This is a genomic window from Janthinobacterium sp. LM6 (genome assembly GCF_002002885.1).
Lineage (GTDB): Bacteria > Pseudomonadota > Gammaproteobacteria > Burkholderiales > Burkholderiaceae_D > Janthinobacterium > Janthinobacterium kumbetense.
In genome coordinates this window covers 5,001,897-5,028,209 of the sequence record NZ_CP019510.1, presented here as the reverse complement: position 1 = coordinate 5,028,209, position 26,313 = coordinate 5,001,897, and the positions used below count along the sequence as shown (strand labels likewise).

Below are 26,313 nucleotides of genomic sequence, written 5' to 3'. Positions count from 1 at the left end.
GAAAGTAACTGCGCCACCACGGGCGGGACTCATCCTACATGCGCTCTTGGCATCCTCCTATTTCTTGCACCCCATGCGCGCACTAAGATGACGGTTCCCTTGCCATGCGAGGGGAAAGAATTGCATGGTTTGCACTGTTTCTGATTCCATCGATCAAGGAGATCATCATGGCCACATCGAGCGACAATAAACAGCAAGGTAGTAAAACCAGTAGCAGCAGCGGCAGCGGCGGCAGCAAGCAAAGCGATACCAGCAAACGGGGTTTCGCTTCCATGGACCCCGCCCAGCAGCGCGAAATCGCCAGCGAAGGCGGACGTGCCGCGCATGAAAAGGGCACGGCGCATGAATTCACGTCGGAAGAGGCACGCCGCGCAGGCAGCCAAAGCCACAAGAACGATGCCAGCCGGCAAAGCGCTTCCAGCTCCAGCGGCACGCGCGACAATGCCGGCATGAACCAGGAGGGCAACCGCGACAGTGGCAACAAGCAAAGCGGCGGCGCGGGGTCGAGTTCGGGTTCCGCAGGTTCGCGCAACAAGTAGCAGCAAGTGGTAATGAGCGGTAGCGGTGACCATGGCCAGCGGCAGGCACGTCGCTGGCCATGGCCGCATCTGTCCGGTCGCTGCAAAATTTTGATGCAATGCAGCAGGCATGGACTATGATGAAATAGCTGCGCTGGCAAGGTGCAATCGCCTGGCAATCGCCGCGCAGTCAACTCGCATTGATGATCAGGGAGAAGATAATGGGCAACGCGAATACGCCGCAACCGGGCAATAGCCAGGGCGGCACGCCATCCACGGCGGGCAGCAAGCAAAGTACGGCCGACTCGGCCGAAAACTTTGTACTGGTCGATAGCGAGCAAGGCCTCGATATCGGCGACGATCTGTTTTCCATCGGCGAAGTGCGGCGCGCCGACCGCTTGCCGCATCACCAGTCCGGCTCCGCCGGGCAGAGCCGGCAGAGCGCCGACGATGCGCCAGACACCACGGGCAGTACGGGCGTCTGAGCTTTCCTTCCTGACTGTCTGATAATTTCCGCAGGGCCAGCCGTCAGGCGTGTTCGCGCACGGCGGCTGGTCGTTTCCCCTTGCGCGCTGACAACGTCGCTTGCTTGCCGGCGCGGGTAGGAATGGCGAGCCGGCTACAGGTCAACCCGTCCGTGTTCGCCCAGATCCTTTGGCGGTTCGCCCGTGATGGCGGCCTTGGCCATTTCATAGAATTGCATCATCTTGCTGGCGCTGCTATCCCAGTATTCGGCTGACTGGATCGTTACCTTGATCAGCGACAGCTTCGGATCGTCGAGTCCGCCCGGGAACCAGGCTTTTAGCAGCGGGTTCCACAATTCCTCCGCCTTGGCGCGGTCCTTCAGCAATTGCGCGTGACCGCAGACGGACACATACAGGCTGTCGCCCGTGTCGACAAAGCTGACGTTGACTTGCGGATTGTTCAACAAGTCGCGCGTGTAGGCGGCCTCGTCCGAGACAAAGAACCAGATTTGCCCTTCGCTATCGACCTGCTGCTGCGTCAGTGGCCGGCTGGTGAGGGTGCGCATGTCATCGCTGGTGGTCAGCATGCCGAATTTGACATCCTTGATCCTGGCCGCGATGCTGGCCAGTTGTTCGCTGGAATATGCTTGCATGGGTGCTCCCTTGATGGTTGTCCTGAACAACAGCATAGACGGGCGTGGCAGGCGGATCTGTACGGCAGCTTACGTAGCGGCGTCGGCCTGCCTGCCTCGCGCCATGTTTCAAAGCTGTTACAAAACGCTGGCCCGGCGGGGCGCCCCATGTATTGACTTAATAAATGATAATCATTATCATTTGTTTGAAAATGAGGCATGAACTTTGATTGAAGGATGGGAATGAAGCACACTGACTTGTCGCGCCACCTGGCCCGCTCCTTGCCGGGAGCGCTCGATGGGTAATGCGGGCGCAGCAGACAAGGCCAAGAACAACGCCAGCCGCGCCGTCTGGCTGAAGAACTTGCATCAATGGCACTGGATCAGCTCAGCGCTTTGCCTGCTGGGCATGTTTCTGTTCGCCATTACCGGCATCACGCTGAACCACGCCGGCCAGATCGAAGCCAAGCCGGCGATCACGCGCCAGAAGGCGGCGTTGCCGGCACCCCTCGTCACGCAACTGGCCGCGTATGCCGCCAAGCACGATGGCGCCAATGCGCCCATGCCGGCCGACGCCGAAGCCTGGCTCAAGCAGCAGTGGTCGCTCAATGCGGGCGGCCGTCCCGCCGAATGGTCGATCGACGAAGTCTACCTGCCGCTGCCCAGGGCGGGCGGCGACGCCTGGGTGCGCATCGGCCTGGAAGACGGGGCCGCCGAATACGAATTGACGGACCGGGGCTGGGTGTCCTGGCTCAACGATGTCCACAAGGGCCGCAACACGGGCGTGGCGTGGAGCTGGTTCATCGACATCTTTGCCGGCGCCTGCATCGTATTTTGCCTGACGGGCTTATTGATTTTGAAGTTCCACGCGGCCAACCGGCCATTTACCTGGCCAATGGTTGGCCTCGGTATCTTGATACCCTGCGCGATCGCCTTGCTGTTTATTCACTGATCGTTTTTATTCTTACTTTTTTTACAGGCACACCATGAAATTACGCTACACCCTGGCGCTTGGCCTTCCCCTGATCGGTACGTCGGCGATGGCGGCCGACCTGTCCCTCAAGCTTGAACTCCCGCAATTGAACGTGGCGGAATACCACCGTCCCTACGTGGCGGCGTGGCTGGAAACGGCGGATCAGAAGGTGGTTGGCAACCTGGCCGTGCTGTATGACGTGAAAAAGAAAGACAAAGTCGGCGAGAAGTGGCTCAAGGACATGCGTCAATGGTGGCGCAAGAGCGGTCGCGACCTGGCCATGCCCGTGGACGGCGTCAGCGGTGCCACGCGTGCGCCGGGCGAACATACCTTGACCTTCCCAGGCGCCAAGGCCTTGCTCGACAAGTTGCCGGCGGGCGAATACCAGGTGGTGGTGGAAGCGGCGCGCGAAGCGGGCGGACGCGAACTGGTGCGCGTGCCGTTCCAGTGGCCGCTGAAATCGGCCCAGTCCGTGCCAGCCAAAGGCAAGGAAGAACTCGGTAATGTCGTCGTTCAACTCAAACCATAAGGCGCACCCCATGTTCAAGCAATTCAACAAACCCCTGATCGCCCTGGCCCTGGCCGGCCTGGCCATGAACGCCCACGCCCACCGCGGCTGGATGGTGCCATCGAGCACGATGGTGGAAAGCAAGGACGCCTGGGTGACGGTGGATGCCGCCGTCTCCGACGCCTTGTTCGAGATCGACCACCAGCCGCTGCGCCTGGACGCGCTGCAAGTCATCGGCCCGGACGGCGCCAAGGTCGCGCCGGCGAACACCCTCACGGGCCGTTTGCGCAGCGTCTTCGACGTGAAAATGGAAAAGCCGGGCACGTATAAAGCGGCCATCGTGTCGCAAAACGTGATGGGCAGCTACACCGTGAACGGCGAGCAGAAGCGTTTCCGCGGGAACGAGGAAACCTTCAAGAAAGACGTGCCGGCCGACGCGAAAGACGTGAAAATCACGCGCACGGCAGCGCGCCTGGAAACTTTCTTCAGCAATGGCGAAACCAGCACGGAAGTGTTCAAGCCGACGGGCGTGGGCCTGGAATTCGTGCCGGTAACGCACCCGAACGACTTGCGCGCGGGCGAGAAAGCCACCTGGCGTTTCTTGATCGACGGCAAGCCTGCGGCGAACCAGGCGTTCAGCCTGGTGCCAGGCGGCGTGCGCTATCGCGGCGTGCTCGGTGAAATCCGCCAGAGCACGGATGCCAAGGGCGAGATCACGTTCACCGTGCCGGCGGCCGGCATGTATTACCTGAGCAGCACCTGGCCTGCGGCCGCGCCAGCCGTGGCCGGCCAGCCGCCCGTGATGCCGGAGCGCCGCGCCACCTACGCGGCTTCCGTGGAAGTGCTGCCGCAGTAAGCGGCGGCATCTTCGCGAGCGAGAGCGCCGATGCGCCGGGTCCTGCTGCCGCAGCATATTTCCGATCAGGTCGCGCCGCCCGGCGCCGCGATCCGGGACTTGCACGGCCTGTCGATGGGCACCAGCTGGTCGGTGCGCTTGCTGGAGCCCGCCATGCCGGGACGCGCGGGCAGCGCCGACCTGCAGCAGGGCTTGCAGCAGCAGCTGGATCTTGTTGTAGCGCAAATGAGCCACTGGGACGAGGACTCGGACCTGGGCCGCTTCAACCGGGCCGAGCCCGGCAGCTGGCACAGCCTGCCCGCCGCCTTTTGCGAGGTGCTGGGCTTTGCCATGCACGTGTCGCAGGCGTCCGGCGGCGCGTATGACCCATGCGCCGGTGCCCTCGTCAACCTGTGGGGCTTCGGCCCCCGCAATCGCTACGATGAGGCCGGCTTCCTGCCGCCGAAAGACGATACCGTGGCGCTGCTGCTGGCGCAGCGCCAGCGCCGCCGCCTGGAACTGGATTTGCCGGCCCGCCGCGCGCGCCAGCCGGGCGGCTTGCAGCTGGATTTGTCCGCCGTGGCCAAGGGCTATGGCGTGGACCGCCTGGCGCGCTACCTGGACAGCCAGGGCATCCATCATTACCTGGTCGAAGTGGGCGGCGAGCTGCGCGGCGCCGGCAGCAAGCCCGACGGCCAGCCATGGTGGGTGATGCTGGAACAGGTCGATGGTGCCGCCGATAGTGCCGAGAATGCGCAGCATCCGCCGGAAATGCTGCTGGCGCTGCACGGCTTGTCCGTGGCGACGTCGGGCGACTACCGGCGTTTCTTCGACGATGGCACGGTGCGTTTCTCACACACCATCGATCCGCGCAGCGGCATGCCGATCGCCAATCAACTCGCCTCCGTCACCGTCGTGCACGCCGAATGCATGGCGGCCGATGCCTGGTCGACGGCCTTGACGGTGCTGGGCCCGGAAGCCGGCATGGCGCTGGCCGAAGAGCAGGGCCTGGCCGCGCGCTTCCTGCAGCGCGACGGCGATGGCTACCATGAAACGCTGAGCAGCCACATGCTGGCCATGCTCGACGAATGAACGATTGATTCCATGATTTTTACGCACGATACGACGCGGCTGGCCTTGCTGGCCGCCCTGTCCCTCAGTTACGCGGGCGTGTGCCTGGCGCCCTGGCTGCGCGCGCGCGCCAAGCGCCGCGCGTCCGACGCCGCGAAGGCGGCGCTGGCCAACAGTCCCGCCTGGCTGGTGGCGTATGCGAGCCAGACGGGCAATGCCGAGGAACTGGCCACGCAAACGGCGCAAAGCCTGCAGCTGGCCGGCATTCCCGTGCGCCTGTGCGCGCTGACCGACCTCACGGCCATGGATCTGCAACAAGCGGAACGGGCCTTGTTTTTGGTCAGCACGTATGGCGAAGGCGATGCGCCCGACAATGCGGCCGCCTTCATGGGGCGCCTGATGACGGGCGAGCTGGCGCTGCCGCAATTGCACTACGCCGTGCTGGCCCTGGGCGACCGCAGCTATGGCCAGTTCTGCGGCTTCGGCCGCGCGCTCGATGCCTGGCTGGCGGAGCAGGGCGCCTCGCGCCTGTTCGAGCGCATCGAAGTCGACCGCAGCGCCAGCGCTACCATCGAGCAATGGTTCCAGCACCTGAGCCACCTGGCCGGCACCAGCGACGCGCCCGACTGGAGCGCGCCCGCCTTTGGCGACTGGCGCCTGACGCGTCGGCAGTTGCTCAATCCCGGCAGCGCCGGCGGCCCCATCTATCACGTGGAACTGGCGCCCGTGGCGGGCAGCCTGCCTGACTGGCAGTCGGGCGACCTGGTGCAGGTGGCCGCGCCGCTTGATCCTGCGCAACCGCGCGAATATTCGATCGCCTCGATTCCGCACGACGGCGGCGTGCACTTGCTGGTGCGCCAGCATGCGCATCCCGATGGCAGCCTGGGCCTGGCCTCCGGCTGGCTCACGGCGCAGGCCGCCGTCGGCGACGTGGTGCAGCTGCGCTTGCGCCAGCACAAACGCTTTCGCCTGGAAGACAATGCCCAGCGGCCATTGATTTTGATCGGCAACGGCAGCGGCATCGCCGGCTTGCGCGGCCACCTGAAAAGCCGCGTGCTGGCAGGGCAGCGGCGCAATTGGCTGATCTTTGGCGAACGCAACGCGGCCCATGATTTCCATTATCGCGAGGAAATTGAGCACTGGCATGCCAGCGGCGACTTGCCGCGCCTGGACCTGGCGTTTTCGCGCGACCAGGCGGAGCGGACCTACGTGCAGGACCGCTTGCGCGGCAATGCCGATGAAATCAAACTGTGGCTGCAGCAGGGCGCGGCCATCTACATTTGCGGCAGCCTGGCCGGCATGGCGGGCGGCGTCGATCAGGCCCTGCAAGAGATGCTGGGACGGCCCGCGCTCGACGCGCTGGCGGCAGAGGGGCGCTACCGGCGCGACGTCTACTGAGTTTTTGACGCCGCCAGCGCGTTCGCGCACACGCGGCTATCATGATTGTTTTATCCGCCGAGGAGACACATCATGAGCGACAGTATTTACGACATTCCCTTGCGCCGCATCAATGGCGAACCCGCGAGCCTGGACGCCTATCGCGGCAAGGTCGTGCTGGTGGTCAATGTCGCCTCCGCCTGCGGCTTGACGCCGCAGTACGAAGGACTGGAAAAGCTCTACGCCGACAAGCAGGCCGATGGCCTGGTGGTGGCCGGTTTTCCCGCGAATGAATTCGGCGCACAGGAGCCGGGCAGCAATGCCGAGATCGCCGACTTTTGCCGCGGCACCTTTGGCGTGCAATTTCCCATGTTTGAAAAAATCGTCGTCAAGGGGCCGGGCCAGCATCCGCTGTACCAGCGCCTGGTGCAAGAGCAGCCGCGGGCGCAGGAAAAGCCGGGCAGCGATTTCCGCGCCAAGCTGGCCGGCTACGGCATCACGCAGGAGCAACCGAGCGACGTGCTGTGGAATTTCGAGAAGTTTTTGATCAGCAAGGACGGCAAGGTGGTGGGGCGTTTCGCGCCCGACACCACGGTCGATGATGCGCTCCTGCGCGAGGCGATCGCGCGCGAGTTGCAGGCCTAGGTTTTAGTCGGAGGCGTCCAGCGCGGCCGGCTCCATCTCGCCACTGACTTCCTGCAAGCCCCGTGCCAGGCTGGAGATGCTGGGGTTGTCGATGAAGACGCAGCGCTTGCCCGTGCGCTTGCAATAATCCTTCACGCGCCAGTAGGCGCTGTGGCTGATGCAGCCGGTCTGGCAAATCACCAGGTCGGCCGCCGCCAGGCTCGAATCGAGCAGGTTGGCATTGTCTTCCAGGCCGCCGTCGTGGTGGGCGAATTGCGCGCCGACCCGCTCGATCAGGGCGCGGTAGGTGGCGACATTGCCGCTGCGCCCGCCCACGCACAGGACGCTTTGATCGACGAGGCGGATCGGCATTTTCAGCTTGCCGCCCGTCGGCACTTCCAGCTTCGGCGCCGGTGGCGGCACGGCCGTGCCCGGACGTGGCTGGGCTTGCTTCAAATCCGCGATTTGCTGGCGCAATTCCTTTTCGCGCTCATCCATTTGCGCCAGGCGCTCGACCAGGCGCGTGCGCGATTCCAGCGCCGGGATGGCCGCCTGCAATTGCGCCAGATCAAGGCGCAAGCCATCGATCACGCTATCCTTGCCGATCGCCTCGGCACGCGTGCGCAGCAGCACGGCTTCCTGGCGTTCCAGTTCGCCCGTTTTCTCCATCAGTGCGGCCTGGCTGCGCTGTTGCAGCTTGGCCAGTTCGTGCGTCAGGCGCGCATTTTCTTCCTGCAAGGCCGTAAACTTGCCCATGTCGGCGCGCACGCAGGCGCCGGCCTGGTGCTGGATCATGTGCAAGTCTCTGCACATCTGCTCTTCCAGCTCGGCGTCGCAGCGCGGGTGCGTCAGGCCGGCCCAGAAAGCGCCCGACACGTCGCCGTTGGCGACGGCCGTGCGCCACAGTTCGGCCACTTGCTCCGTCGTCTTGGCGCCGCGAAAGCGCAGGATCACGGGGGCGTAGCGGCGTTCGAGTTCCTTTTGCAGCGCTTCGGACAGGCGGTTGCGCGCGCCGCATTCGGTCACGGCGCCCACGTGCACTTCGTAATCGTCGGCCAGCACGCGCCCGCCCGTCATCTTGCCCACCAGCTTGCGCAAGTATCCCAGGGGCAAGCCCACGCCGACCAGCGGGCAATGACAGGTATGCGACAGTTCCCACAGCCGGCGGCGGCGTGAAGCGAGCGCGGCCGTTTCCGTGCCGGCGTGGGTGCAATTGCTGATGACGGGCAGGGACTGGTCTTTGTCACACATGGCGATATCCTGTTGGGCGATGGGGCAGCAGTTGACGAGAAATTGAAATTATTGCGGCAGGGGCGAGGCGGGGCGCTTGGCGCTCAGCAGGCGTGCCAGGCGCTCAAGCCAGCTGGTCCTGGGCGGCGCGGGCCGGTGCAGCGCCACCAAGGCAGCCCATTGCTGCGACAGTTGCTGGCAGGTCGCTTGCAGCACGGGGCCCAGGCCGGGCGAGTTCGACAGCACTTGTAGATGGCGTTCGATGACACCCGCCAGTTTCTCGCAGGGACTGCCCGCATGGTAGTGCGACATCAGGTGCAGCACGGCCGACAGCAGCAGTTCAGGCTGTTGGCCTTGCGGAGGAGGAAACATCGGGGAAGGTCGGTCGTTCGCCATCAAACACTCCTGTGCGGTGGTTTGGCTGGCTGCGCGCACGGGGCGCGACTGGCTGGCGAGTGTGGTGACTGGCTGCCGTGCTGCTTCAGGCAGTCAGGATCAGCTTGTTCAATTGGGTGACGCGCAGGCGATAAATCTTGCCGCTGTGCTCAATCTCCACTTCGCGGCCCTGCTGCAGCAGCGCTTCGCTGGTGATGCGGCGCGCCGGCTGGGCCATGCTGACGGGAGGACGGACGTGGGCGGTAGCGGCATCCTGGATCAAGGCTGGTTTTGAGCTTTGCATGTTAGGCTTTCTTTGTCTCAGTTGAGAATGATTCGTATTTGCATTATTGTTGAATGTGGCCCGAAAAGCAAGGCTTATTTGTGCGGAATCCGCGCTTTTTTACGCTGGGATGGCAGCGTGGGAGAGAGTGCTGCGCAAAGGCGGCCGCTGGCGCGGCGCGGGAGGGGGGCGGCAGCAAAAAAGACCCGGCAAGGCAGTGCGCCTTGGCCGGGTCAAGCCTGTGCCAAGCTTGAGGAAATCGGGATGAGGCTAGATGGTGGCCAGCAATTGCGCCGAGGCGTTGGCAGCCGCGGTGGTATCGGCCTTGAGCTTGGCGGCGGCCAGCTGCTTGGCGCGCGAGCGCGACGGCGGCAGGCGGCGCAGGGTTTTCAGGGCGTCCGGATCCTTGATGCCGATGGTGCGCTGGTCAACCGTGATCAGGCCGATTTCATTGAAGGCGGACAAGGTACGGCTGACCGTTTCCAGGGTCAGGCCCAGGTAGCTGCCGATTTCATGGCGCGTCATGCGCAGGTTGAACAGCTTGCTCGAGTAGCCCATCTGCGCGAAGCGGTCGGCCAGCGAGACGAGGAAGCGCGCCACGCGGGCTTCGGCGCTGAGGGCGCCCAGCATGCCGATCATGGCTTGCTCGCGCACCAGTTCGCGGCTCATCACGCCGTACATGACATTTTCCAGTTCCAGGTGGACACGGCCCAGCGCCGTGAGTTTCTTGAAGGGCAGCAGGATCAGGTCGCAGTCGGACAGGGCCACCGCTTCCGAGGAATAGTGGCGCGAGTGGATGCCGTCGACACCCAGCATGTCGCCCTTCATGGGAAAGCTGAGCACCTGCTCATTGCCGAACTCATCGATGAGCACGGTTTTCAGGAAGCCCGAATTGACGATGTACAGGGTGTCGAACGGCTGGCCGATCGTGTGCACGCGCTGGCCCGTCTTGAATTGCACGTGCTGGAACAGCAGTTCGTCGGCGGCGATGGTGCAGGCGCTGGAGATATGCAGCAGGTCGCACACCTCCTTCAGGTTCGACCAGAGCCGGCCCTGGCGCTGGCGTCCCGCTTCCATCGGAGCGGAGGGGGCCAGCGATGGTGAGGCGGCGCGGGTGTCGGGCGTTTGCGTGGACAGCATGTTCATCTCCTGGTGACAGGTAGTTCAGAGTTGAATGACGGGGTGCACGGGACGGCGGGCAGGCGTGGGCCGGCGGCGCGCGTTCGGGCAGGTAATGCTCAATTCGCTGAAGACTTGCTGTGTGATGAAATAACTTTCCAGCAACTTGATTACTGGTTTCAGTATGCCAACAAGCGTATGCAATTAATATCAGCAGTGGCTGAATATGGCAGTAGGAGCTGTGGTAGATGAAGTAGGATTGTTCCTACAGTCGACGCGCGGGCGCGCGCCGCCGTATTCAGGTCTTGAAGGGGGAGAGCAGGCGGTGCGCCACGGCATACTGGACCATTTCAGACAGCGAACTCATGCCCATCTTTTGCATGATGCGCGTCTTGTGCGTACTCACCGTCTTGACGCTCAGATGCAGGTTGTTGGCAATTTCCGTGATCGACTTGCCTGCCACCAGCAGGGAAAAGACTTCGAATTCGCGGTCCGACAACTGTTTATGCAGCAAGCTTTCATTCGGCATCATGATGTTGAGCACGAGCTGCTCCGCCACCTCGGCGCTGATGTAGGGACGTCCCGACGCCACCTTGTGGATGGCGCCCACGAGCTGGGTGCCCGCGCTTTCCTTGGTCAGATAGCCTTGCGCGCCGGCGCGGATGGCGCGCACCGCATATTGCTCTTCCTCGTGCATGGTGAGGATCAGGATGGACAGCTTGGGCGCCTCGCTGCGGATTTGCCGGATCAGGTCGACGCCGCTGCGGCCCGGCATCGACAGATCGAGCAGCAACAGATCGAAGCCGCCCTGGCGCACATGGTTAAGTACTTCAAAACCGTCGATGGCTTCACCCACGATGTCGATATCCGGCGCGCCGTCAAGGATGCGCTTCAATCCTTCACGCATGATGGTGTGGTCGTCGGCAATCACAATACGTATCATAGGCGGGCAATCTGGTGGCGTGTAATCTGCTCTGTCCGTCACCGGACAATCAAATATTAAGAAACGAGAAACGTTGTCATTTTAACCGAAGCGGCCGCACTGTGCCTTTTCTTGAGAAGTGCCGGCAGCGACGGCCCCCGTGGCCATGTGACCCCTTATTTTGCCGGGGGTTCCTTGATCAGCCTGTGCACCAGCACGGGCAATTTCGAGTGCGACAGCACCTTGTTGGTCACGCTGCCCAGCAGCAACTGTCCCCAGCCGCTGCGGCCATGCGAACCCATGAAAATCAGGTCGCATTGCTGCAATTGCGCCACTTCCACGATTTTCAGGGCCGGGCTGTCGGAAAAGGCCGTCAGGCCCGTCGCTTGCAGACCCCGCTTGGCCGCCGCGTCGAGGATGGGTTGCCAGTGGTCGGCGCCCGCCTTGCGCATGGCGACGCGGTATTCCTCTTCGCTGGGATAGCTCGGTGGAATGATTTCGATGTACACCGGGTACTGGTACTCGGGCGCCACGTACACGGCAAGGATGTCGGCGTGCATTTGTTCGGCAAAGGCAACGCCGGCACAGGCCGTCAAGTTGGAGACGGTGGAGCCGTCCGTGGCGATCAGAATTTTCTTATACATGGCAGGTCCTTTGGCAGTGACTCAGCGCGCGCAACGCCTCTTATTGTAGACGTCGCGGCAGCATTGTATTCATGTAAAGACTTGATAATTATCAATACTACTGCACCTTCAGTATAGACAACATTGGCAGAAAGATCGTGTTTAGCTGCGGCGGGGTCCGCCTGGCGCCGTTGCGCAGGCGCCTGAGAGCAGGATTTCTTGCGTCGCGCGTGGTCTTGCACGCACGCCAATGGTAGTATTTCAAAATACAACAGCAGGAACACTTATTTCCTGGCGGAAAAGCTCTTGCGGACCCGCTTTGCACCAGGAAGCGCGTTTTGAGATTTACCAACAGGGCGGCGCCCTGCTACACTCGCACCATCGCAGCGGTATTGCCTCAAATCATCTTAATCGAGAAATTGTGGGTATCAGTCTGTAAAACGCACAGTTCAGGCGGAATTTTGACAAATTATGGAGAAGCAGGGATATGACCAACGCCGCTGATGATTTCGATGCATTATTCGATGAAGTATCCGCGCAAAGCGCGGCCGCAGCCACGCCGGCACCTGCCGCCGCGCCCGCTCCCGCCGTGATCGCGGATGACGATTTTGACGCGCTGTTCGACTCCGTGTCGGCCAGCGCCGCCGTACCGGCAGCCGCAGCGGCGCCGGCGGCTGCCGCGCCAGCTGCAGCGGAAGCGGCCCCCGTGGCCGGCGCCGACGCGCCTGGCGAAGCGGCCGACCCGGTCGACCAGTCCGACAAGCCGATGTTCGAGCGCCTGGGCGGCATCGTGCGCCTGCTGCACGATTCGCTGCGCGAACTGGGCTACGACAAGGCGTTGACGGAAGCGTCGTCGCAGATCGTCGACGCCCAGGACCGCCTGGAATATGTCGCCACCCTGACGGAACAGGCCGCCAACAAGGTCTTGAACACGCTCGACGAAGGCATGCCGGCGCAGGACGTGCTGTCGAAGAAAGCCAAGGACATGGACGGTCGCTGGACGGCGCTGTTCGACGGCAAGCTGAGCCTGGAAGAATTCAAGGCCCTGGCCGGCGATTCGCGCCAGTTCGCGCAAGCCGTTGCCGAAGCGACGGAAGCGGAAAAAGCCCGCTTGCTGGAAATCATGATGGCCCAGGACTTCCAGGACATCACGGGCCAGCTGATCAAAAAAGTGGTCAACATCACCAAGACGGTGGAAAACGAGCTGGCTCAGCTGCTGCGCGACAACGCGCCGGCCGAGGTGCGCGAAAAACTGGCGCAAAAGCCGGTGCCGCTGATGCAGGGCCCGTCCGTGCCGTCGGTGGCGCTGGACCAGGATAATGTAGACGACCTTCTTGCGGATTTGGGATTCTAATGGACGATATGCTCAAGGATTTCGTCGTTGAGGCGATGGATCTTGCGGTTAATGTTGAAGAGCACTTATTGCGCCTCGAGCGTGATCCTGACAACAAGGAAACACTGAATGCCGTGTTTCGTTCCTTCCACACCATCAAGGGCGGTGCCGGTTTCATGGGCCTGCCTGCGCTGGTGGCGGCCTGCCATCTGACGGAAAATCTGTTCGATGCCTTGCGCACGGGCGCCGCGCCCGTGACGCCGATCGCCATCGAGGCGGCGCTGCAAGCGTCCGGTTTCGTGGCCGACCAGCTGACGGAACTGGCGAACGGCGCCGCGCCGGAAAGCTTGCCGGCCATGCCGGAAGAGCTGGAACACATCCTGACGAACGCCATCGAAGGCAAGGGCATGGACGCGCCTGCGCCTGCCGCCGCCGTAGTGGCGGAAGCGGCCGCGCCCGTTGCCGAGGTCGCTGAAGTGGTTGCGGCCGCGCCTGCCGCTGTCGTGGCCACTGCCAGCGCCGATGGCCTGGACTGGGAAGGCATGTACAACGCCGTCGTGCCCGAGGGCAGCCGCGTCGCTGCCGCACCGGTGTCCGCCGTCGCCGCTGCGCCTGCCGTCGTGGCCGCCGCGCCTGCCGCTGCTGCTGCTGCTGCCGCCGCCAAGCCGGCCGCCAAGGCCTGGGATGGCGCCGAACGCCGCGAAGAGCGTCCGGAAGTGCGCCATGCCGCGCCCGTCAAGGAAGACAGCATCCGCGTCGACGCCGTCAAGCTCGACGCATTGCTGGAAGTGGCCGGCGAATCCGTGCAGGCCGCCAACCAGGCTGCCGTGCTGCTCGAGCGCTTGCTGCAATTCAAATTCGAAGGCCAGGCCGCCACCTTGATGGCGACCCTGGCGGAAACCCTGGAACGCGCTTCGCGTTACTCGACGGAACTGCAGCGGGCCACCCTGGCCACGCGCATGCAGCCCGTCGGCCGCCTGTTCCAGAAATTCCCGCGCCTGGTGCGCGAACTGGCCAAGGACTTGGGCAAGGATGTCGAACTGACCATCGAAGGCGCGGAGACGGAAGTCGACCGCGTGGTGGTCGACAGCCTGTACGATCCGCTCGTGCACATGCTGCGCAACTCGCTCGACCATGGCGTCGAATCGCCGGAAGCGCGCCTGGCTGCCGGCAAGCCCGCCAAATCGTATATTTCGCTGAAAGCCTGGCAGGAAGCCAACAGTGTCATGATCGTGCTGCAGGATGACGGCAAGGGCATGGACCCGGTCTTCTTGCGCAGCAAGGCCCAGCAAAAGGGCTTGATCAGCGAAAACGCGCAGTTGAGCAACGACGAATGCTTCCAGCTGGTGTTCCTGCCGGGCTTCTCGACCAAGGAAGTCGCGTCCAGCGTTTCCGGTCGCGGCGTGGGCATGGACGTGGTGAAGACAGCCGTGGAGAAAAACCGCGGCGCCATCCACATCGAGTCGACGCTGGGCAAGGGCACCAAGTTTGCCATCCGCCTGCCGATCGAACTGTCGATCGTGCCGACCATGCTCGTGTCGACCTCGGGCGCCGCGCTGGCGCTGCCGATGGCCGTGGTGCAGCGCGTCGTCGAATTGCCGGAAACCTTCATGGAAGTGGGCGGCGCACCCGTGCTGAAAGACCAGGGCCGTCCATTGCCCGTGCGCTCGCTGGCAGGTTCGCTGGGCTACGAATCGTGCAGCGAGCGCGTCGGCATTGTTGTCGCTGCGCCACAGCCGTACATTCTGGCCGTGGAAGCCGTCGATGGCACGGCCGACCTCGTGATCAAGCCGATGACGGCCATCACCGTGGAAGGCATTACCGGCACGGCCCGCTCGGCCGAAGGCGAGCTGGTGCTGGTCGTGGGCCTATCTTTCCTGATGGATGGTTGCAGGGGAAGTGTGCGCATGGCTGCTTGATAACACAGGCCAGTTCACACCCAGCCCGCTGCAGACCTCTGCAGCGGGCTTTTTTTTCGGCTTTTTTCGATTTTTATTCGCCCCGCCGGCATTTTGGCGGATTTTCGTATCAGCAATTTTTTAACCATATCAGCAAGGCAGGCCGAATTTTGTATCGCCCATCCCACGCTGGGGCGGCTTTTGCTTCTGCATTGCACAATATATGGCATAATCATTGCCGATCCCTTCGATCAGTACGACAGATCACTTAAACAGGCTGTGGCAACGCCGCATAAATCATGATGAAGACGCTTTACGACAAACTTTGGGAATCCCACGTTGTTCGGGCCGAAGATGATGGCACGACAATTCTGTACATCGACCGGCACCTGCTGCACGAAGTCACCAGCCCGCAAGCCTTCGATGGCCTCAGCGTGGCGGGCCGCCAGCCGTGGCGCATTTCCGCCAACCTGGCCGTGGCCGACCATAACGTGCCCACCACCAGCAGGATCGACGGCATTGCCGATCCGGTCTCGCGCCTGCAGGTGGAAACCCTGGACAAGAACGCCCGGCACTATGGCTTGACCTACTTCAATATGAACGACAAGCGTCAGGGTATCGTGCATGTGATCGGCCCCGAACAGGGCGCGACCCTGCCCGGCATGACGGTCGTCTGCGGCGATTCGCACACGTCCACGCATGGCGCGTTCGGCGCGCTGGCGCACGGCATCGGCACGTCCGAAGTGGAACACGTGCTGGCCACGCAAACCTTGCTGCAAAAGAAATCGAAATCCATGCTGGTGCAGGTCGACGGCGCTCTGCCGGCGGGCGTGACGGCGAAGGATATCGTGCTGGCCATCATCGGCAAGATCGGCACGGCCGGCGGCACGGGCTACTGTATCGAGTTCGGCGGCTCGGCCATCCGCGCCCTGTCGATGGAAGGCCGCATGACGGTGTGCAACATGGCCATCGAGGCGGGCGCGCGCGCCGGCATCATCGGCGTGGACGACACCACCATCAATTACGTCAAGGGCCGCCCGTTTTCGCCGGCCGGCCCGCACTGGGAGCGCGCCGTGGCCTACTGGCGCACCCTGCATTCGGATCCGGGCGCCCGCTTCGACCTCGTCGTCACCCTGAACGCGCAAGACATCGTGCCGCAAGTGACCTGGGGCACGTCGCCCGAGATGGTGATCGGCGTCGATGGCCGCGTGCCCGATCCTGACCTGGAAAAGGACAGCGTCAAGCGCGATGCGATGGAAAAGGCGCTGGTCTACATGAACCTCAAGCCCAATACCGCCATCGAAGACATCCGCATCGACAAGGTCTTCATCGGTTCCTGCACCAATTCGCGCATCGAGGATCTGCGCGCCGCCGCCGCCGTGGTGCGCGGCAAGTACCGCGCCTCGAACGTCTCGCTGGCGCTGGTGGTGCCCGGTTCCGGCCTGGTGAAAGACCAGGCGGAGCGCGAGGGACTCGACCGCATCTTCAAGGATGCCGGCTTCGAGTGGCGCGAACCGGGCTGTTCCATGTGCCTGGCCATGAATGCGGACCGTCTGGAACCGGGCGAACGCTGTGCGTCCACGTCGAACCGCAACTTCGAAGGCCGGCAAGGGCAGGGCGGACGCACGCACCTGGTGTCGCCCGCGATGGCGGCCGCGGCGGGTATCGCCGGCCACTTTGTCGACGTGCGGGGATTGCGATAAGCTGAAAATCTGCGTGGCAACGCAGCGGAAATCAGGGGTCAGACCCGTCGGGTCTGACCCCAGCTTTAAGCCGCTGGGTTACACTGACGCTTCCGGCTTTCTCAAACATACGCATACGAACTCATCATGAAAAAACTCTTCGCCCTCCTCATCGCCACCGTCATCTTGTCTGGCTGCAACACCGTTTCCGGCATCGGCCGCGATGTGCAGAAAGTCGGCCAGGTTGTCACTGGCGCCGGCGGAAAATAAACCGCGACGTGCCGGCGCCCTGCGCCGCGCGTCTTACCGAGTAGAAACAGCATGGATAAATTTACGATTTACGAAGGCCTGGTCGCCCCGCTGGACCGCGCCAACGTCGACACCGACGCGATTATCCCGAAGCAATTCCTGAAATCGATCCACCGCAGCGGCTTCGGCCCCAACCTGTTCGACGAATGGCGCTACCTCGACCATGGCGAACCGGGCCAGGACAACAGCCGCCGTCCGCTGAACCCGGAGTTCGTGCTCAACGAACCGCGCTACCAGGGTGCATCGATCTTGCTCACACGCAAGAATTTCGGCTGCGGCTCCTCGCGCGAACACGCGCCGTGGGCGCTCGATCAATATGGCTTCCGCGCCATCATCGCGCCCTCGTTTGCCGACATCTTCTTCAATAATTGCTACAAGAACGGCTTGCTGCCCATCGTGCTGTCGGAAAGCCAGGTCGAGCACCTGTTCAATGAAGTCAAGGCCTTCCCCGGCTTCAAGCTGGTGGTGGACCTGGAGCAGCAATGCGTGCGCACCAGCAACGGTTCCGTGTCGTACCCGTTCGAGATCGACGCCTTCCGCAAATATTGCCTGATGAATGGCCTCGACGATATCGGCCTGACCCTGCGCCACGCGGACGATATCCGCGCCTTCGAAGAACGCCACCTGCATAGCCAACCCTGGCTCGCCAACGTCATCTAATCGATAAAAATATGAAAATTGCAATCTTACCCGGCGACGGTATCGGTCCTGAAATCGTCGCGCAAGCCGTCAAGGTCTTGAATGTGCTGGGCGAATCGTTCGAGCTGGAAACGGCGCCCGTGGGCGGCGCCGGCTATGCGGCCCATGGCCACCCCTTGCCGGAAGGCACCCTTGCCCTGGCGAAAGCGGCCGATGCCGTGCTGTTCGGCGCCGTGGGCGACTACCAGTACGACAATCTGGAGCGCCAGTTCCGCCCGGAGCAGGCGATTCTGGGCTTGCGCAAGAACCTGGGCCTGTTCGCCAACCTGCGTCCGGCCATTTTGTATCCGGAACTGGCGGGCGCCTCGACCCTGAAGCCGGAAGTGGTGTCCGGCCTGGACATTTTGATCATCCGCGAATTGACCGGCGACATTTATTTCGGCCAGCCGCGCGGCGTGCGCGAGTGCCCGGACGGTCCGTTCAAGGGCCAGCGCGAAGGCTTCGACACCATGCGCTATGCGGAAGGCGAAATCCGCCGCATCGCCCATGTGGCTTTCCAGGCCGCGCAAAAGCGCGACAAGCGCCTCACCAGCGTGGACAAGGCGAACGTGCTGGAAACCTTCCAGTTCTGGAAAGACATCGTCATCGACGTGCACAAGGAATACCCGGATGTTGCGCTCGATCATATGTATGTCGATAACGCAGCCATGCAGCTGGTGCGGGCGCCGAAGAAATTCGACGTCATGGTGACCGGCAACATGTTCGGCGACATCTTGTCGGACGCGGCCGCCATGCTGACAGGCTCGATCGGCATGCTGCCGTCCGCTTCGCTGGACGCCAACAACAAGGGCTTGTACGAGCCGTCGCACGGTTCGGCGCCCGATATCGCGGGCAAGGGCATCGCCAATCCGCTGGCGACGATCTTGTCGGCGGCCATGATGCTGCGCTATTCGCTGAACCGCGAAGAGCAGGCAAACCGCATCGAGGCAGCCGTCAAGCAGGTGCTGGCGCAGGGCTTGCGCACGGCCGATATCCACGAAGCGGGCACGACTTTGGTCGGTACCGAGGCCATGGGTGATGCAGTTGTAAAAGCACTGGGATAAAATAGTCTAATGACGGCAGTCGCCGTCTCATCTTGAGGAATGGTAATGAAATTAGTTGGCTTGGTAGGTTGGCGCGGTATGGTCGGTTCGGTCCTGATGCAGCGCATGCAGGAAGAGGGCGATTTCGCCCACATCGAACCGGTGTTTTTCACGACGTCGAACACGGGCGGCGCCGCGCCGGCCATGGCGAAGAATGAAACCATCCTCAAGGATGCCAACAATATCGCCGAACTGTCCAAGTGCGACATCATCATTTCCTGCCAGGGCGGCGACTACACGAGCGCCGTCTTCCCGCAGCTGCGCGCAGCCGGCTGGAACGGTTACTGGATCGATGCGGCCTCGACCCTGCGCATGGAAAAAGACGCCGTCATCGTGCTCGACCCCGTCAACCTGCACGTCATCAAGGATGCGCTGGGCAAGGGCGTCAAGAACTACATCGGCGGCAATTGCACCGTGTCGTGCATGATGATGGGCCTGGGCGGCCTGTTCCAGCATGACCTGATCGACTGGATGACGTCGATGACCTACCAGGCAGCCTCGGGCGGCGGCGCGCAGCACATGCGCGAACTGCTGACGCAATTCGGCACCATCAACGGTTCCGTCAAGGCGCTGCTGGACAACCCCGCTTCCGCCATCCTGGAAATCGACCGCCAGGTGCTGGCCACCCAGCACGGCTACTCCCCGGATGAGATCAAGCAATTCGGCGCGCCGCTGGCCGGCAACCTGATCCCGTGGATCGACAAGGACCTGGGCAACGGCCAGTCGAAGGAAGAGTGGAAGGCGGGCGCGGAAACCAACAAGATCCTCGGCCGCGGCGTGGACTTCGGCACGAAGGAAATCCCGGTCGACGGGCTGTGCGTGCGCATCGGCGCCATGCGCTGCCATTCGCAAGCCTTGACCATCAAGCTGAAGAAAGACGTGCCGCTCGATGAAATCAACGACATCATCGCCAGCAACAATCAATGGGTGAAATTCGTGCCGAACACGCGCGAAGCGTCCGTGCGCGACCTGTCGCCGGCCGCCGTCACGGGCAGCCTGACGATTCCCGTCGGCCGCGTGCGCAAGATGAGCATGGGCGGCGAATACCTGTCCGCGTTCACCGTGGGCGACCAGTTGCTGTGGGGCGCGGCCGAGCCGCTGCGCCGCATGCTGCGTATTTTGTTGGACGCGTAACAGCAATAAATCAGCAATCAATTGCTGATCCAGATCAAGCCGGGGCTGTTTTCCCGGCTTTTTTTTCGTCCTGAGCCCGTCAAGGCTCAACCATGCGGAGCTTGCATAGCTCTGGGCATGATGATATGTTGATACCTCTGGAAAAGTAACAGTTTTCCCATGTCAACTAAGATGCCGCCAACTATGCCTGTACACACTCGTCCCCGGGTCGCCTCCCTTGCCATTAAAACACTCAGCAGCGCTGTCGCCTGTGCGGTGTTATTGTCACCGGCGGTATCCGCAGCCGAGCTGGGCAAGATCACGGTGCTGTCCGCCGCCGGCCAGCCGCTGCGCGCCGAGGTCGAATTATCGGCCGTCAAGCCAGGCGAGGCTTCGAGCCTGCTGGCCAAGCTGGCGCCGCCGGACGCCTACCGCCAGGCCAACGTGGAATTCAATCCCGCCCTGAACGCCTTGACGTTTGCCGTGGAAAACCGCAACGGCAAGTCCTTCATCCGCATCAGCTCGGCGCAACCGGTGGCCGAACCCATGGTCGACCTGCTGCTGGAGCTGAGCAGCAAGAGCGGCCGCCAGGTGCGCGAATATGCGTTCGTGCTCGACACGCCCGAAGCGCGCCAGACGCGCGGCGCGCAGGTGACGGCGCCAGTCGAGCCTGGCAAGGCCAAGCCGGCTGCCGCTGCCGCCGCGGCCGATGCTGCGCCGCCGGCGTCGAAAAAGGCGGCTGGCGAATACAAGGTCAAGGCGGGCGACACCCTGAGCCGCATCGCCAGCGAACTGAAGCCTTCGGGCGTGTCGCTCGACATGATGCTCGTCGCCCTGTACCGCGCCAATCCCGATGCCTTCAAGGGCGAGAACATGAACCGCATGCAGGCCGGACGCATCCTGGCCGTGCCGGGTGCGGACGCCGTGCGCGCCACCGGCGCGGCTGAAGCGAAGGGCATCGTGACGGCGCACGCCATCGATTTCGACGCCTACCGCAACAAGCTGGCAGGCCAGGTGTCGCAAAGCAAGCCGGCCAAGGCCGCGCAGGCGGCGCAAAGCACGGCCGGCAAGATCGGCGCGACCAAGGTGCAGGAAAAACCGACGGCCGTGAGCGAGTCGCAAGACAAGCTGAAACTGTCGAAAGCGGAGCCGGCGGCCAAGTCGGCAGGCAAGAGCGCCGTCGCCAGCGAGGAAGACAAGATCGCCAAGGCGAAGCAGGTCGATGAAGCGGCCGCCCGCGTCAAGGAACTGGAAAAGAACGTCAGCGACCTGGAAAAGTTGATGGCGGTCAAGAGCAAGGCCATGGCCGACAAGAGCGCCCCGGCGCCCGCCAAGCCGGCCGAAGCCGCTGCCAGCGCAGCGGCAAGCGCATCGGCCAGCGCCGTGGCCAGCGCACCTGCCGAAGCCCAGCCGCCCGTGCCGAAGGCGAAACCGGTGCCGCTGGTGAAAAAGCCATCGCCGCTGGAGCCGACCTTCGCCGACAAGATCAGCGACCATCTGGGCGCCATCGGCATCGGCCTGGCCGCGCTGCTGGCCGCCGTGGCCGCGCTGGTGATCGCGCGCCGCCGCAAGGAGACGCCGCCGCCCGCCGAAGATATCGCCCCCGTGTTCGAGCCGGAAGCGCCAGTGGCGCCGCCGGCCGGCCTGGCGCCGGAAGATCAGCAATCCGAAGCGAGCAACCACCTGTTCGGCACGGGCGCCGCCGCTGCCGGCGTGGCCGCCGCAGCGGGCGCCAGCATGCTCGACGCGAATGAAACGGACCCCGTCGCCGAAGCGGACGTGTATATCGCTTACGGGCGCGATGGCCAGGCGGAAGATATCCTCAAGGAAGCCTTGCGCATCCATCCGGAACGCCATGCGGCCCGCTTGAAGTTGCTGGAAATCTATTCGGCCCGCAACGACGTGCGCGCGTTCGAAGACCAGGCCAGCGAGCTGTACAGCCTGACGCGTGGCCAGGGCGAAGAGTGGCCGCAGGCGGCCGCGCTGGGCCTGGCGCTAGATCCCGCCAATCCCCTGTATGGCGATACGGAAGACGACGCCGTCGTCAGCCTGAGCAAGGCTGCCGGCGACGACTTGCATGGCCAGAGCATGGACTTGCCTGACGATTTGTCTAGTCCTGCGCCGCTGGCCGACCTGGCGCCGGCCGAACCGGTGTCTTCCGTGGCGGCCCGCGATGCGCGTGATCCGCTCGATTTCGACCTCGACAGCCTCGATTTCGAGCCCGTTTCCACCAGCGACCCGATCGTCATGCCGGGGCCGGACAGCAAGCCTGTTTCTGCCGCGCAAGATGCGCAGTATGACGCCAGCATGGATTTCGGCCTGGACCTGGAGCCGCCAGCCGGTCCCGTGAACGGCGTGGGCGCCGGCCTGGCGCCGTTGCCTGATCCGTTGAAGGATGTCGACCTGGCCCATTTCGACCTTGACGAACCCGTGGCGCCGGCTGCCGTGCCCGTCGCGGCGGCCGAACCGTCGATCGACAGCCTGTTTGACGACGCGCAAACGCCCGCCACCTTGCCGGAAGCCATACCGCCGGCGCAGGAATTCGACCTGTCCGGCATCGACCTGGACCTCAACGATGGCAAGACGGCCAGCGTGGGCGTGGACGATCCGCTGTCGGCCATCCACATGGAAATGGATACCAAGCTGGACCTGGCGATCGCTTACCAGGAAATCGGCGACAAGGAAGGCGCGCGCGAGCTGATCGATGAGGTCATCAAGGGCGGCAGCGAAGAGCAGGTCAAGAAAGCCAATACCATGCGCGCACTGCTCAGTTAGCAATACCCGCCGGCGCGGCAGGCTGCTGCGCCGGTATAATGCTTCGATGCAAAATATTACGACAGCAACGCCATTCAAGCGTATCGTCCTCGGCCTGCAGTACGACGGCACGGCCTGGCACGGATACCAGAAGCAGGAAGACGGGCAAACGGTGCAGGACCAGCTGGAAAACGCGCTGGAACAGTTTGCCCGCGTGCGCCTGGCCACCACCTGCGCCGGCCGCACGGACACGGGCGTGCATGCGCTCGAGCAAGTTGTGCATTTCGATACGGAATTGAACCGCGACGTGCACTCGTGGGTGCGCGGCGTCAATGCCTTCCTGCCGAAATCCATCGCCGTGCGCTGGGCCAAGGAACTTGAAGGCGATCCGACGGTCAATGACTTCTTCCACGCCCGTTTCAGCGCGCGCGCGCGCACCTATCATTATGTGTTGTATAACAACGCTACCCGTTCGCCGCTGGTGGAAGGGCGTGCCGGTTTCTTTTTCCGTCCGCTGGACGTGGAACTGATGCGGCAAGCCGTGCAACCGCTGCTGGGCTGGCACGATTTCACGGCCTTCCGTGCCGCGCAATGCCAGGCCAAGTCGCCTGTCAAGCTGATGCATGACATCCGCATCGAGCGGCGCGGCGATTGCGTGATTTTTACGATTACAGCCAATGCCTTCCTGCATCATATGGTGCGCAACCTGGTCGGTTCGCTCGTCTACATCGGCACGGGACGCGAAAAACCGGACTGGCTCGGGCACTTGCTTGAAAGCAAGGACCGTCATGCGGCTGCGCCCACGTTCATGCCGGACGGCTTGTATCTGGCGCAGATCGATTACGATCCGAAATGGGCCTTGCCGCAAGACAGCAGCAGCGCTTTGCCCTGGTTTTGATCTGCATCAACAAAGGATAGCCATGCCTCGCACACGCATCAAGATCTGCGGCCTGACCCGCGCCGAAGACATCCAGGCCGTCGTGGCGGCCGGTGCCGACGCCATCGGCTTTGTGTTTTATCCGAAAAGCCCCCGCTATGTCACGCCCGGGCAGGCGGCCAGCCTGATCGCCGCCATGCCGCCCTACGTGACGACGGTGGGCCTGTTCGTCAATGCCACGCTGGAAGAAGTGCAGGCGACAAAGGCCGTGGCGCCATTGTCTCTCCTGCAATTTCATGGCGACGAGACGCCCGAACACAGCGCCGCGCTCGCTGGCGCCGTGAATACGCCGTTTACGCAGGTGTTCCGCGTCAAACCCGACACCTCCTTTGAAGATTTGCTAGAATACGAACAGCGCTATCGCGCCGCCAGTCCCTTGTTTTCGAGTCTCTTGCTCGATACCTATGTGGATGCCTACGGTGGTGCAGGAAAGGTATTTGATTGGTCCCTCATTCCAAAAGAACTCGCGCCTCGGGTCGTTTTAAGTGGTGGCTTGAGCGTACAAAACGCGACTGACGCAGTGGTGCGCGTGCGCCCTTACGCCGTCGACATCAGCAGTGGTGTCGAAGCGTCCAAGGGCATCAAGGACGTATCCCGAGTCCGCGCGTTCATCGCCGCGGTACAGGATGCCGATGCCATCATTGCCAGAGGAAACCATCATGAATGACCACACCACCGCGCCCGGCGCAGCCGCCGCATTGTTCCACGCCACCGATTACCCGTTTCCCGACCCGCGCGGCCACTTCGGCCCGTACGGCGGTTCCTTCGTGGCCGAAACGCTTACGCACGCGCTGGCCGAGCTGAAGGAAGCCTACGCCCGCTACAGCGTCGATCCGGAATTCCTCGAAGAATTCCGCTACGAGCTGAAACACTTCGTCGGGCGTCCGTCGCCGATCTACCACGCCAAGCGCTGGTCCGAGATGGCCGGCGGCGCGCAAATCTACTTCAAGCGCGAAGACTTGAACCACACGGGCGCGCACAAGATCAACAACGTGATCGGCCAGGCCCTGCTGGCCAAGCGCATGGGCAAGCCGCGCATCATCGCCGAGACGGGCGCGGGCCAGCATGGCGTGGCCACGGCCACCATCTGCGCCCGCTTCGGCCTCGAATGCGTGGTCTACATGGGCAGCGAAGACGTCAAGCGCCAGGCGCAGAATGTGTACCGCATGAAATTGCTGGGCGCCACCGTCGTGCCCGTCGAATCCGGCTCCAAGACCCTCAAGGATGCGCTGAACGAAGCCATGCGCGACTGGGTCACGAATATCGAAAACACCTTTTATATCATCGGCACCGTGGCCGGCCCCCATCCGTATCCGATGATGGTGCGCGACTTCCAGTCCGTGATCGGCGAGGAATGCCTGGTGCAGATGCCGGAAATGACGGGCCGCCAGCCTGACTACGTGCTGGCCTGCATCGGTGGCGGCTCGAACGCCATGGGCATCTTTTACCCGTACATCGATCAGAAAGAGGTCAAACTGATCGGTGTGGAAGCGGCCGGCGAAGGACTCGATACGGGCAAGCATTCGGCGTCGCTGACGGCCGGTTTCCCGGGCGTGCTGCACGGCAACCGCACCTATCTGTTGCAGGATGAAAACGGCCAGATCATCGAGACGCACTCCGTCTCGGCCGGCCTCGACTATCCGGGCGTGGGCCCGGAACATGCGTGGCTGAAAGACTCGGGCCGCGCGCAGTATGTGTCGATCACGGATGAGGAAGCGCTGCAGGCTTTCCATGACTGCTGCCATATCGAAGGCATCATCCCGGCCCTGGAATCGTCGCACGCACTGGCCTACGCGGCCAAGCTGGCGGCCACCTTGCCGAAAGATAAAATTGTACTGGCCAACCTGTCGGGCCGCGGCGACAAGGACATGCATACCGTGGCGGAACGCATGGGATTGAATTTCTCCTGAGACCCCAATAACGGCTGGGGTCGGACCCTCAGGGTCCGACCCCGGTCTTTGTTCCTGGGTTGAAATTATTTCCTCTATCCATCACTACGAAAGCTCGCCATGTCCCGTATCTCCGCCACCTTTGCCACCTTAAAATCCAACAACAAGACCGCCCTGGTCACCTTCATTACCGCCGGCGACCCCGGCCCCGACGCCACCGTGCCCCTGATGCACGCGCTCGTCGAGGGCGGCGCCGACGTGCTGGAACTGGGCGTGCCGTTTTCCGACCCCATGGCCGAAGGCCCCGTCATCCAGCGCGCCTGCGAGCGGGCCTTGAAATTCAACGTCGGTATCCACGACGTGTTCGGCTACGTGCGCCAGTTCCGCGAAACGAACCAGACGACGCCCGTGGTGCTGATGGGCTATGCGAACCCCATCGAGCGCATCGGCAGCGCCGCGTTTATTGATGCAGCGCAAGCGGCCGGCGCCGATGGCGCCATCGTCGTCGACTATCCGCCGGAAGAGTGCGAGGAATTCGCGGCCGCCATGCGCGCTGCGGGCCTCGACCTGATTTTTCTCTTGGCGCCCACCTCGACCGAAGAGCGTATCGCGCAAGTGGCCAAGGTTGGCGGCGGCTTCAGCTATTATGTGTCGCTGAAAGGCGTCACAGGCGCCGGCAACATTGATACGGAACAGGTGGCAGAGCGCCTCGCGGCCATCCGCCAGCATGTAAAATTGCCTATCGGCGTGGGCTTCGGCATCCGCGATGGCGCCACGGCCAAGGCCGTTGCCAAGGTGGCCGATGCCGTCGTGATCGGCAGCCGCATCATCCAGGAAATTGAAAATGCGCCGGAAGGGGGCGCCGTCGACGCTGTGCGCAGCTTTACGGCAGGCATCCGCGCCGCACTGGACGCCTGAGCAAGCTTGTTGTTTACGCAAGCTCGGGTGGCGGCAAAGTTCGACAGCCCGGCGATAAACGGCTACACTTCGGCCACTGATTTGCCTGTTATTGTGCAATAGATAAAATTTTTGGTGGCGCCCTGCGGGGCGCCGCCGTTTACCG

Annotated in this window: 27 protein-coding genes; 20 read left to right on the top strand and 7 right to left on the bottom strand. The window is 63.0% G+C overall.

The window, feature by feature from the left end:
• Positions 1 to 167 precede the first annotated feature (167 nt).
• A complete protein-coding gene (locus BZG29_RS22045; RefSeq protein ID WP_077407573.1) occupies positions 168 to 539 on the top strand; it encodes a KGG domain-containing protein in 372 nt (123 codons plus the stop codon).
• A gap of 200 nt (positions 540 to 739) precedes the next feature.
• Complete coding sequence (locus BZG29_RS22040) at positions 740 to 1,003, top strand: hypothetical protein (RefSeq protein ID WP_077407571.1); 264 nt, start codon at positions 740 to 742, stop codon at positions 1,001 to 1,003.
• A 134-nt stretch (positions 1,004 to 1,137) separates the two neighbouring features.
• Here the strand turns inward: BZG29_RS22040 and BZG29_RS22035 are convergent, their stop codons facing one another.
• The gene (locus BZG29_RS22035) at positions 1,138 to 1,635 is read right to left on the bottom strand and encodes a pyridoxamine 5'-phosphate oxidase family protein (RefSeq protein WP_077407569.1); all 498 of its coding nucleotides are present in this window, start codon (positions 1,633 to 1,635) and stop codon (positions 1,138 to 1,140) included.
• Between the two features lie 277 nt (positions 1,636 to 1,912).
• Between BZG29_RS22035 and BZG29_RS22030 the strand changes: the two genes are divergently transcribed.
• The 6 genes from BZG29_RS22030 to BZG29_RS22005 all read left to right on the top strand — a co-directional run bounded on the left by BZG29_RS22030 (position 1,913) and on the right by BZG29_RS22005 (position 7,023).
• On the top strand, positions 1,913 to 2,566 hold the full coding sequence (locus BZG29_RS22030) for a PepSY-associated TM helix domain-containing protein (RefSeq protein ID WP_077407567.1): 654 nt from the start codon (positions 1,913 to 1,915) through the stop codon (positions 2,564 to 2,566).
• A 34-nt stretch (positions 2,567 to 2,600) separates the two neighbouring features.
• Positions 2,601 to 3,116 (top strand): DUF2271 domain-containing protein, encoded by a 516-nt coding sequence (locus BZG29_RS22025; protein WP_077407565.1) that lies wholly within the window; start codon positions 2,601 to 2,603, stop codon positions 3,114 to 3,116.
• Positions 3,117 to 3,126: 10 nt separating this feature from the next.
• Positions 3,127 to 3,951, top strand: a complete 825-nt coding sequence (locus tag BZG29_RS22020; RefSeq protein WP_077407563.1) for a DUF4198 domain-containing protein — start codon at positions 3,127 to 3,129, stop codon at positions 3,949 to 3,951.
• 30 nt (positions 3,952 to 3,981) lie between these two features.
• Positions 3,982 to 5,022 carry an FAD:protein FMN transferase gene (locus BZG29_RS22015; protein WP_077407561.1) on the top strand — a complete coding sequence of 347 codons (1,041 nt, stop codon included), beginning with the start codon at positions 3,982 to 3,984 and terminating at the stop codon, positions 5,020 to 5,022.
• Positions 5,023 to 5,034: 12 nt separating this feature from the next.
• On the top strand, positions 5,035 to 6,399 hold the full coding sequence (locus BZG29_RS22010) for a sulfite reductase subunit alpha (RefSeq protein ID WP_077407559.1): 1,365 nt from the start codon (positions 5,035 to 5,037) through the stop codon (positions 6,397 to 6,399).
• A 72-nt stretch (positions 6,400 to 6,471) separates the two neighbouring features.
• Entirely contained in the window at positions 6,472 to 7,023 is a 552-nt protein-coding gene (locus tag BZG29_RS22005) for a glutathione peroxidase (RefSeq protein ID WP_077407557.1), read from the top strand.
• A 3-nt stretch (positions 7,024 to 7,026) separates the two neighbouring features.
• Here the strand turns inward: BZG29_RS22005 and BZG29_RS22000 are convergent, their stop codons facing one another.
• The 6 genes from BZG29_RS22000 to BZG29_RS21975 form a co-directional block, all read right to left on the bottom strand.
• Complete coding sequence (locus tag BZG29_RS22000; RefSeq protein WP_077407555.1) at positions 7,027 to 8,253, bottom strand: DUF2325 domain-containing protein; 1,227 nt, start codon at positions 8,251 to 8,253, stop codon at positions 7,027 to 7,029.
• Positions 8,254 to 8,301: 48 nt separating this feature from the next.
• Positions 8,302 to 8,628 (bottom strand): hypothetical protein, encoded by a 327-nt coding sequence (locus BZG29_RS21995; RefSeq protein WP_077407553.1) that lies wholly within the window; start codon positions 8,626 to 8,628, stop codon positions 8,302 to 8,304.
• Positions 8,629 to 8,713: 85 nt separating this feature from the next.
• Complete coding sequence (locus BZG29_RS21990; RefSeq protein ID WP_034750559.1) at positions 8,714 to 8,911, bottom strand: hemin uptake protein HemP; 198 nt, start codon at positions 8,909 to 8,911, stop codon at positions 8,714 to 8,716.
• 249 nt (positions 8,912 to 9,160) lie between these two features.
• Complete coding sequence (locus BZG29_RS21985; RefSeq protein ID WP_077409233.1) at positions 9,161 to 9,967, bottom strand: helix-turn-helix domain-containing protein; 807 nt, start codon at positions 9,965 to 9,967, stop codon at positions 9,161 to 9,163.
• Positions 9,968 to 10,307: 340 nt separating this feature from the next.
• A complete protein-coding gene (locus BZG29_RS21980; protein ID WP_034783426.1) occupies positions 10,308 to 10,952 on the bottom strand; it encodes a response regulator transcription factor in 645 nt (214 codons plus the stop codon).
• Positions 10,953 to 11,107: 155 nt separating this feature from the next.
• Complete coding sequence (locus BZG29_RS21975) at positions 11,108 to 11,575, bottom strand: universal stress protein (protein ID WP_077407551.1); 468 nt, start codon at positions 11,573 to 11,575, stop codon at positions 11,108 to 11,110.
• A gap of 466 nt (positions 11,576 to 12,041) precedes the next feature.
• On the opposite strand from BZG29_RS21975, the gene BZG29_RS21970 reads away from it, so the two are divergent.
• From BZG29_RS21970 to trpA, 12 genes are all read left to right on the top strand, one after another.
• A complete protein-coding gene (locus BZG29_RS21970) occupies positions 12,042 to 12,908 on the top strand; it encodes a protein phosphatase CheZ (RefSeq protein ID WP_077407549.1) in 867 nt (288 codons plus the stop codon).
• Entirely contained in the window at positions 12,908 to 14,806 is a 1,899-nt protein-coding gene (locus tag BZG29_RS21965; RefSeq protein ID WP_077407547.1) for a chemotaxis protein CheA, read from the top strand. The genes BZG29_RS21970 and BZG29_RS21965 overlap by 1 nt, the downstream gene beginning before the upstream one ends.
• Before the next feature lie 278 nt (positions 14,807 to 15,084).
• Positions 15,085 to 16,488 (top strand): 3-isopropylmalate dehydratase large subunit, encoded by a 1,404-nt coding sequence (leuC, locus tag BZG29_RS21960; RefSeq protein ID WP_077407545.1) that lies wholly within the window; start codon positions 15,085 to 15,087, stop codon positions 16,486 to 16,488.
• Positions 16,489 to 16,614: 126 nt separating this feature from the next.
• Entirely contained in the window at positions 16,615 to 16,737 is a 123-nt protein-coding gene (locus tag BZG29_RS21955) for an entericidin A/B family lipoprotein (RefSeq protein ID WP_010400408.1), read from the top strand.
• Between the two features lie 51 nt (positions 16,738 to 16,788).
• The gene (leuD, locus tag BZG29_RS21950; RefSeq protein WP_077407543.1) at positions 16,789 to 17,436 is read left to right on the top strand and encodes a 3-isopropylmalate dehydratase small subunit; all 648 of its coding nucleotides are present in this window, start codon (positions 16,789 to 16,791) and stop codon (positions 17,434 to 17,436) included.
• Positions 17,437 to 17,447: 11 nt separating this feature from the next.
• The gene (gene leuB / locus BZG29_RS21945; RefSeq protein WP_077407541.1) at positions 17,448 to 18,518 is read left to right on the top strand and encodes a 3-isopropylmalate dehydrogenase; all 1,071 of its coding nucleotides are present in this window, start codon (positions 17,448 to 17,450) and stop codon (positions 18,516 to 18,518) included.
• Positions 18,519 to 18,563: 45 nt separating this feature from the next.
• Positions 18,564 to 19,691, top strand: a complete 1,128-nt coding sequence (asd, locus tag BZG29_RS21940; RefSeq protein WP_077407539.1) for an aspartate-semialdehyde dehydrogenase — start codon at positions 18,564 to 18,566, stop codon at positions 19,689 to 19,691.
• 255 nt (positions 19,692 to 19,946) lie between these two features.
• Positions 19,947 to 22,445, top strand: a complete 2,499-nt coding sequence (locus BZG29_RS21935; RefSeq protein WP_253192672.1) for a FimV/HubP family polar landmark protein — start codon at positions 19,947 to 19,949, stop codon at positions 22,443 to 22,445.
• A gap of 46 nt (positions 22,446 to 22,491) precedes the next feature.
• Positions 22,492 to 23,322, top strand: coding sequence for a tRNA pseudouridine(38-40) synthase TruA (gene truA / locus BZG29_RS21930; RefSeq protein WP_077407535.1), 831 nt, complete (start codon positions 22,492 to 22,494; stop codon positions 23,320 to 23,322).
• A gap of 22 nt (positions 23,323 to 23,344) precedes the next feature.
• Positions 23,345 to 24,028, top strand: a complete 684-nt coding sequence (locus BZG29_RS21925; protein ID WP_077407533.1) for a phosphoribosylanthranilate isomerase — start codon at positions 23,345 to 23,347, stop codon at positions 24,026 to 24,028.
• Positions 24,021 to 25,271: a tryptophan synthase subunit beta gene (gene trpB, locus BZG29_RS21920; protein ID WP_150131022.1), complete on the top strand. Its 1,251-nt coding sequence runs from the start codon at positions 24,021 to 24,023 to the stop codon at positions 25,269 to 25,271. The genes BZG29_RS21925 and trpB overlap by 8 nt, the downstream gene beginning before the upstream one ends.
• 99 nt (positions 25,272 to 25,370) lie before the next feature.
• Entirely contained in the window at positions 25,371 to 26,168 is a 798-nt protein-coding gene (trpA, locus tag BZG29_RS21915) for a tryptophan synthase subunit alpha (RefSeq protein ID WP_077407531.1), read from the top strand.
• The last annotated feature ends 145 nt before the right edge of the window (positions 26,169 to 26,313 follow it).

Coding starts and splice junctions, on each gene's coding strand:
- BZG29_RS22045 (WP_077407573.1), top strand. CDS start 168: ATGGCCACATCGAGCGACAATAAACAGCAAGGTAGTAAAACCAGTAGC.
- BZG29_RS22040 (WP_077407571.1), top strand. CDS start 740: ATGGGCAACGCGAATACGCCGCAACCGGGCAATAGCCAGGGCGGCACG.
- BZG29_RS22035 (WP_077407569.1), bottom strand. CDS start 1,635: ATGCAAGCATATTCCAGCGAACAACTGGCCAGCATCGCGGCCAGGATC.
- BZG29_RS22030 (WP_077407567.1), top strand. CDS start 1,913: ATGGGTAATGCGGGCGCAGCAGACAAGGCCAAGAACAACGCCAGCCGC.
- BZG29_RS22025 (WP_077407565.1), top strand. CDS start 2,601: ATGAAATTACGCTACACCCTGGCGCTTGGCCTTCCCCTGATCGGTACG.
- BZG29_RS22020 (WP_077407563.1), top strand. CDS start 3,127: ATGTTCAAGCAATTCAACAAACCCCTGATCGCCCTGGCCCTGGCCGGC.
- BZG29_RS22015 (WP_077407561.1), top strand. CDS start 3,982: ATGCGCCGGGTCCTGCTGCCGCAGCATATTTCCGATCAGGTCGCGCCG.
- BZG29_RS22010 (WP_077407559.1), top strand. CDS start 5,035: ATGATTTTTACGCACGATACGACGCGGCTGGCCTTGCTGGCCGCCCTG.
- BZG29_RS22005 (WP_077407557.1), top strand. CDS start 6,472: ATGAGCGACAGTATTTACGACATTCCCTTGCGCCGCATCAATGGCGAA.
- BZG29_RS22000 (WP_077407555.1), bottom strand. CDS start 8,253: ATGTGTGACAAAGACCAGTCCCTGCCCGTCATCAGCAATTGCACCCAC.
- BZG29_RS21995 (WP_077407553.1), bottom strand. CDS start 8,628: ATGGCGAACGACCGACCTTCCCCGATGTTTCCTCCTCCGCAAGGCCAA.
- BZG29_RS21990 (WP_034750559.1), bottom strand. CDS start 8,911: ATGCAAAGCTCAAAACCAGCCTTGATCCAGGATGCCGCTACCGCCCAC.
- BZG29_RS21985 (WP_077409233.1), bottom strand. CDS start 9,967: ATGGAAGCGGGACGCCAGCGCCAGGGCCGGCTCTGGTCGAACCTGAAG.
- BZG29_RS21980 (WP_034783426.1), bottom strand. CDS start 10,952: ATGATACGTATTGTGATTGCCGACGACCACACCATCATGCGTGAAGGA.
- BZG29_RS21975 (WP_077407551.1), bottom strand. CDS start 11,575: ATGTATAAGAAAATTCTGATCGCCACGGACGGCTCCACCGTCTCCAAC.
- BZG29_RS21970 (WP_077407549.1), top strand. CDS start 12,042: ATGACCAACGCCGCTGATGATTTCGATGCATTATTCGATGAAGTATCC.
- BZG29_RS21965 (WP_077407547.1), top strand. CDS start 12,908: ATGGACGATATGCTCAAGGATTTCGTCGTTGAGGCGATGGATCTTGCG.
- leuC (WP_077407545.1), top strand. CDS start 15,085: ATGATGAAGACGCTTTACGACAAACTTTGGGAATCCCACGTTGTTCGG.
- BZG29_RS21955 (WP_010400408.1), top strand. CDS start 16,615: ATGAAAAAACTCTTCGCCCTCCTCATCGCCACCGTCATCTTGTCTGGC.
- leuD (WP_077407543.1), top strand. CDS start 16,789: ATGGATAAATTTACGATTTACGAAGGCCTGGTCGCCCCGCTGGACCGC.
- leuB (WP_077407541.1), top strand. CDS start 17,448: ATGAAAATTGCAATCTTACCCGGCGACGGTATCGGTCCTGAAATCGTC.
- asd (WP_077407539.1), top strand. CDS start 18,564: ATGAAATTAGTTGGCTTGGTAGGTTGGCGCGGTATGGTCGGTTCGGTC.
- truA (WP_077407535.1), top strand. CDS start 22,492: ATGCAAAATATTACGACAGCAACGCCATTCAAGCGTATCGTCCTCGGC.
- BZG29_RS21925 (WP_077407533.1), top strand. CDS start 23,345: ATGCCTCGCACACGCATCAAGATCTGCGGCCTGACCCGCGCCGAAGAC.
- trpB (WP_150131022.1), top strand. CDS start 24,021: ATGAATGACCACACCACCGCGCCCGGCGCAGCCGCCGCATTGTTCCAC.
- trpA (WP_077407531.1), top strand. CDS start 25,371: ATGTCCCGTATCTCCGCCACCTTTGCCACCTTAAAATCCAACAACAAG.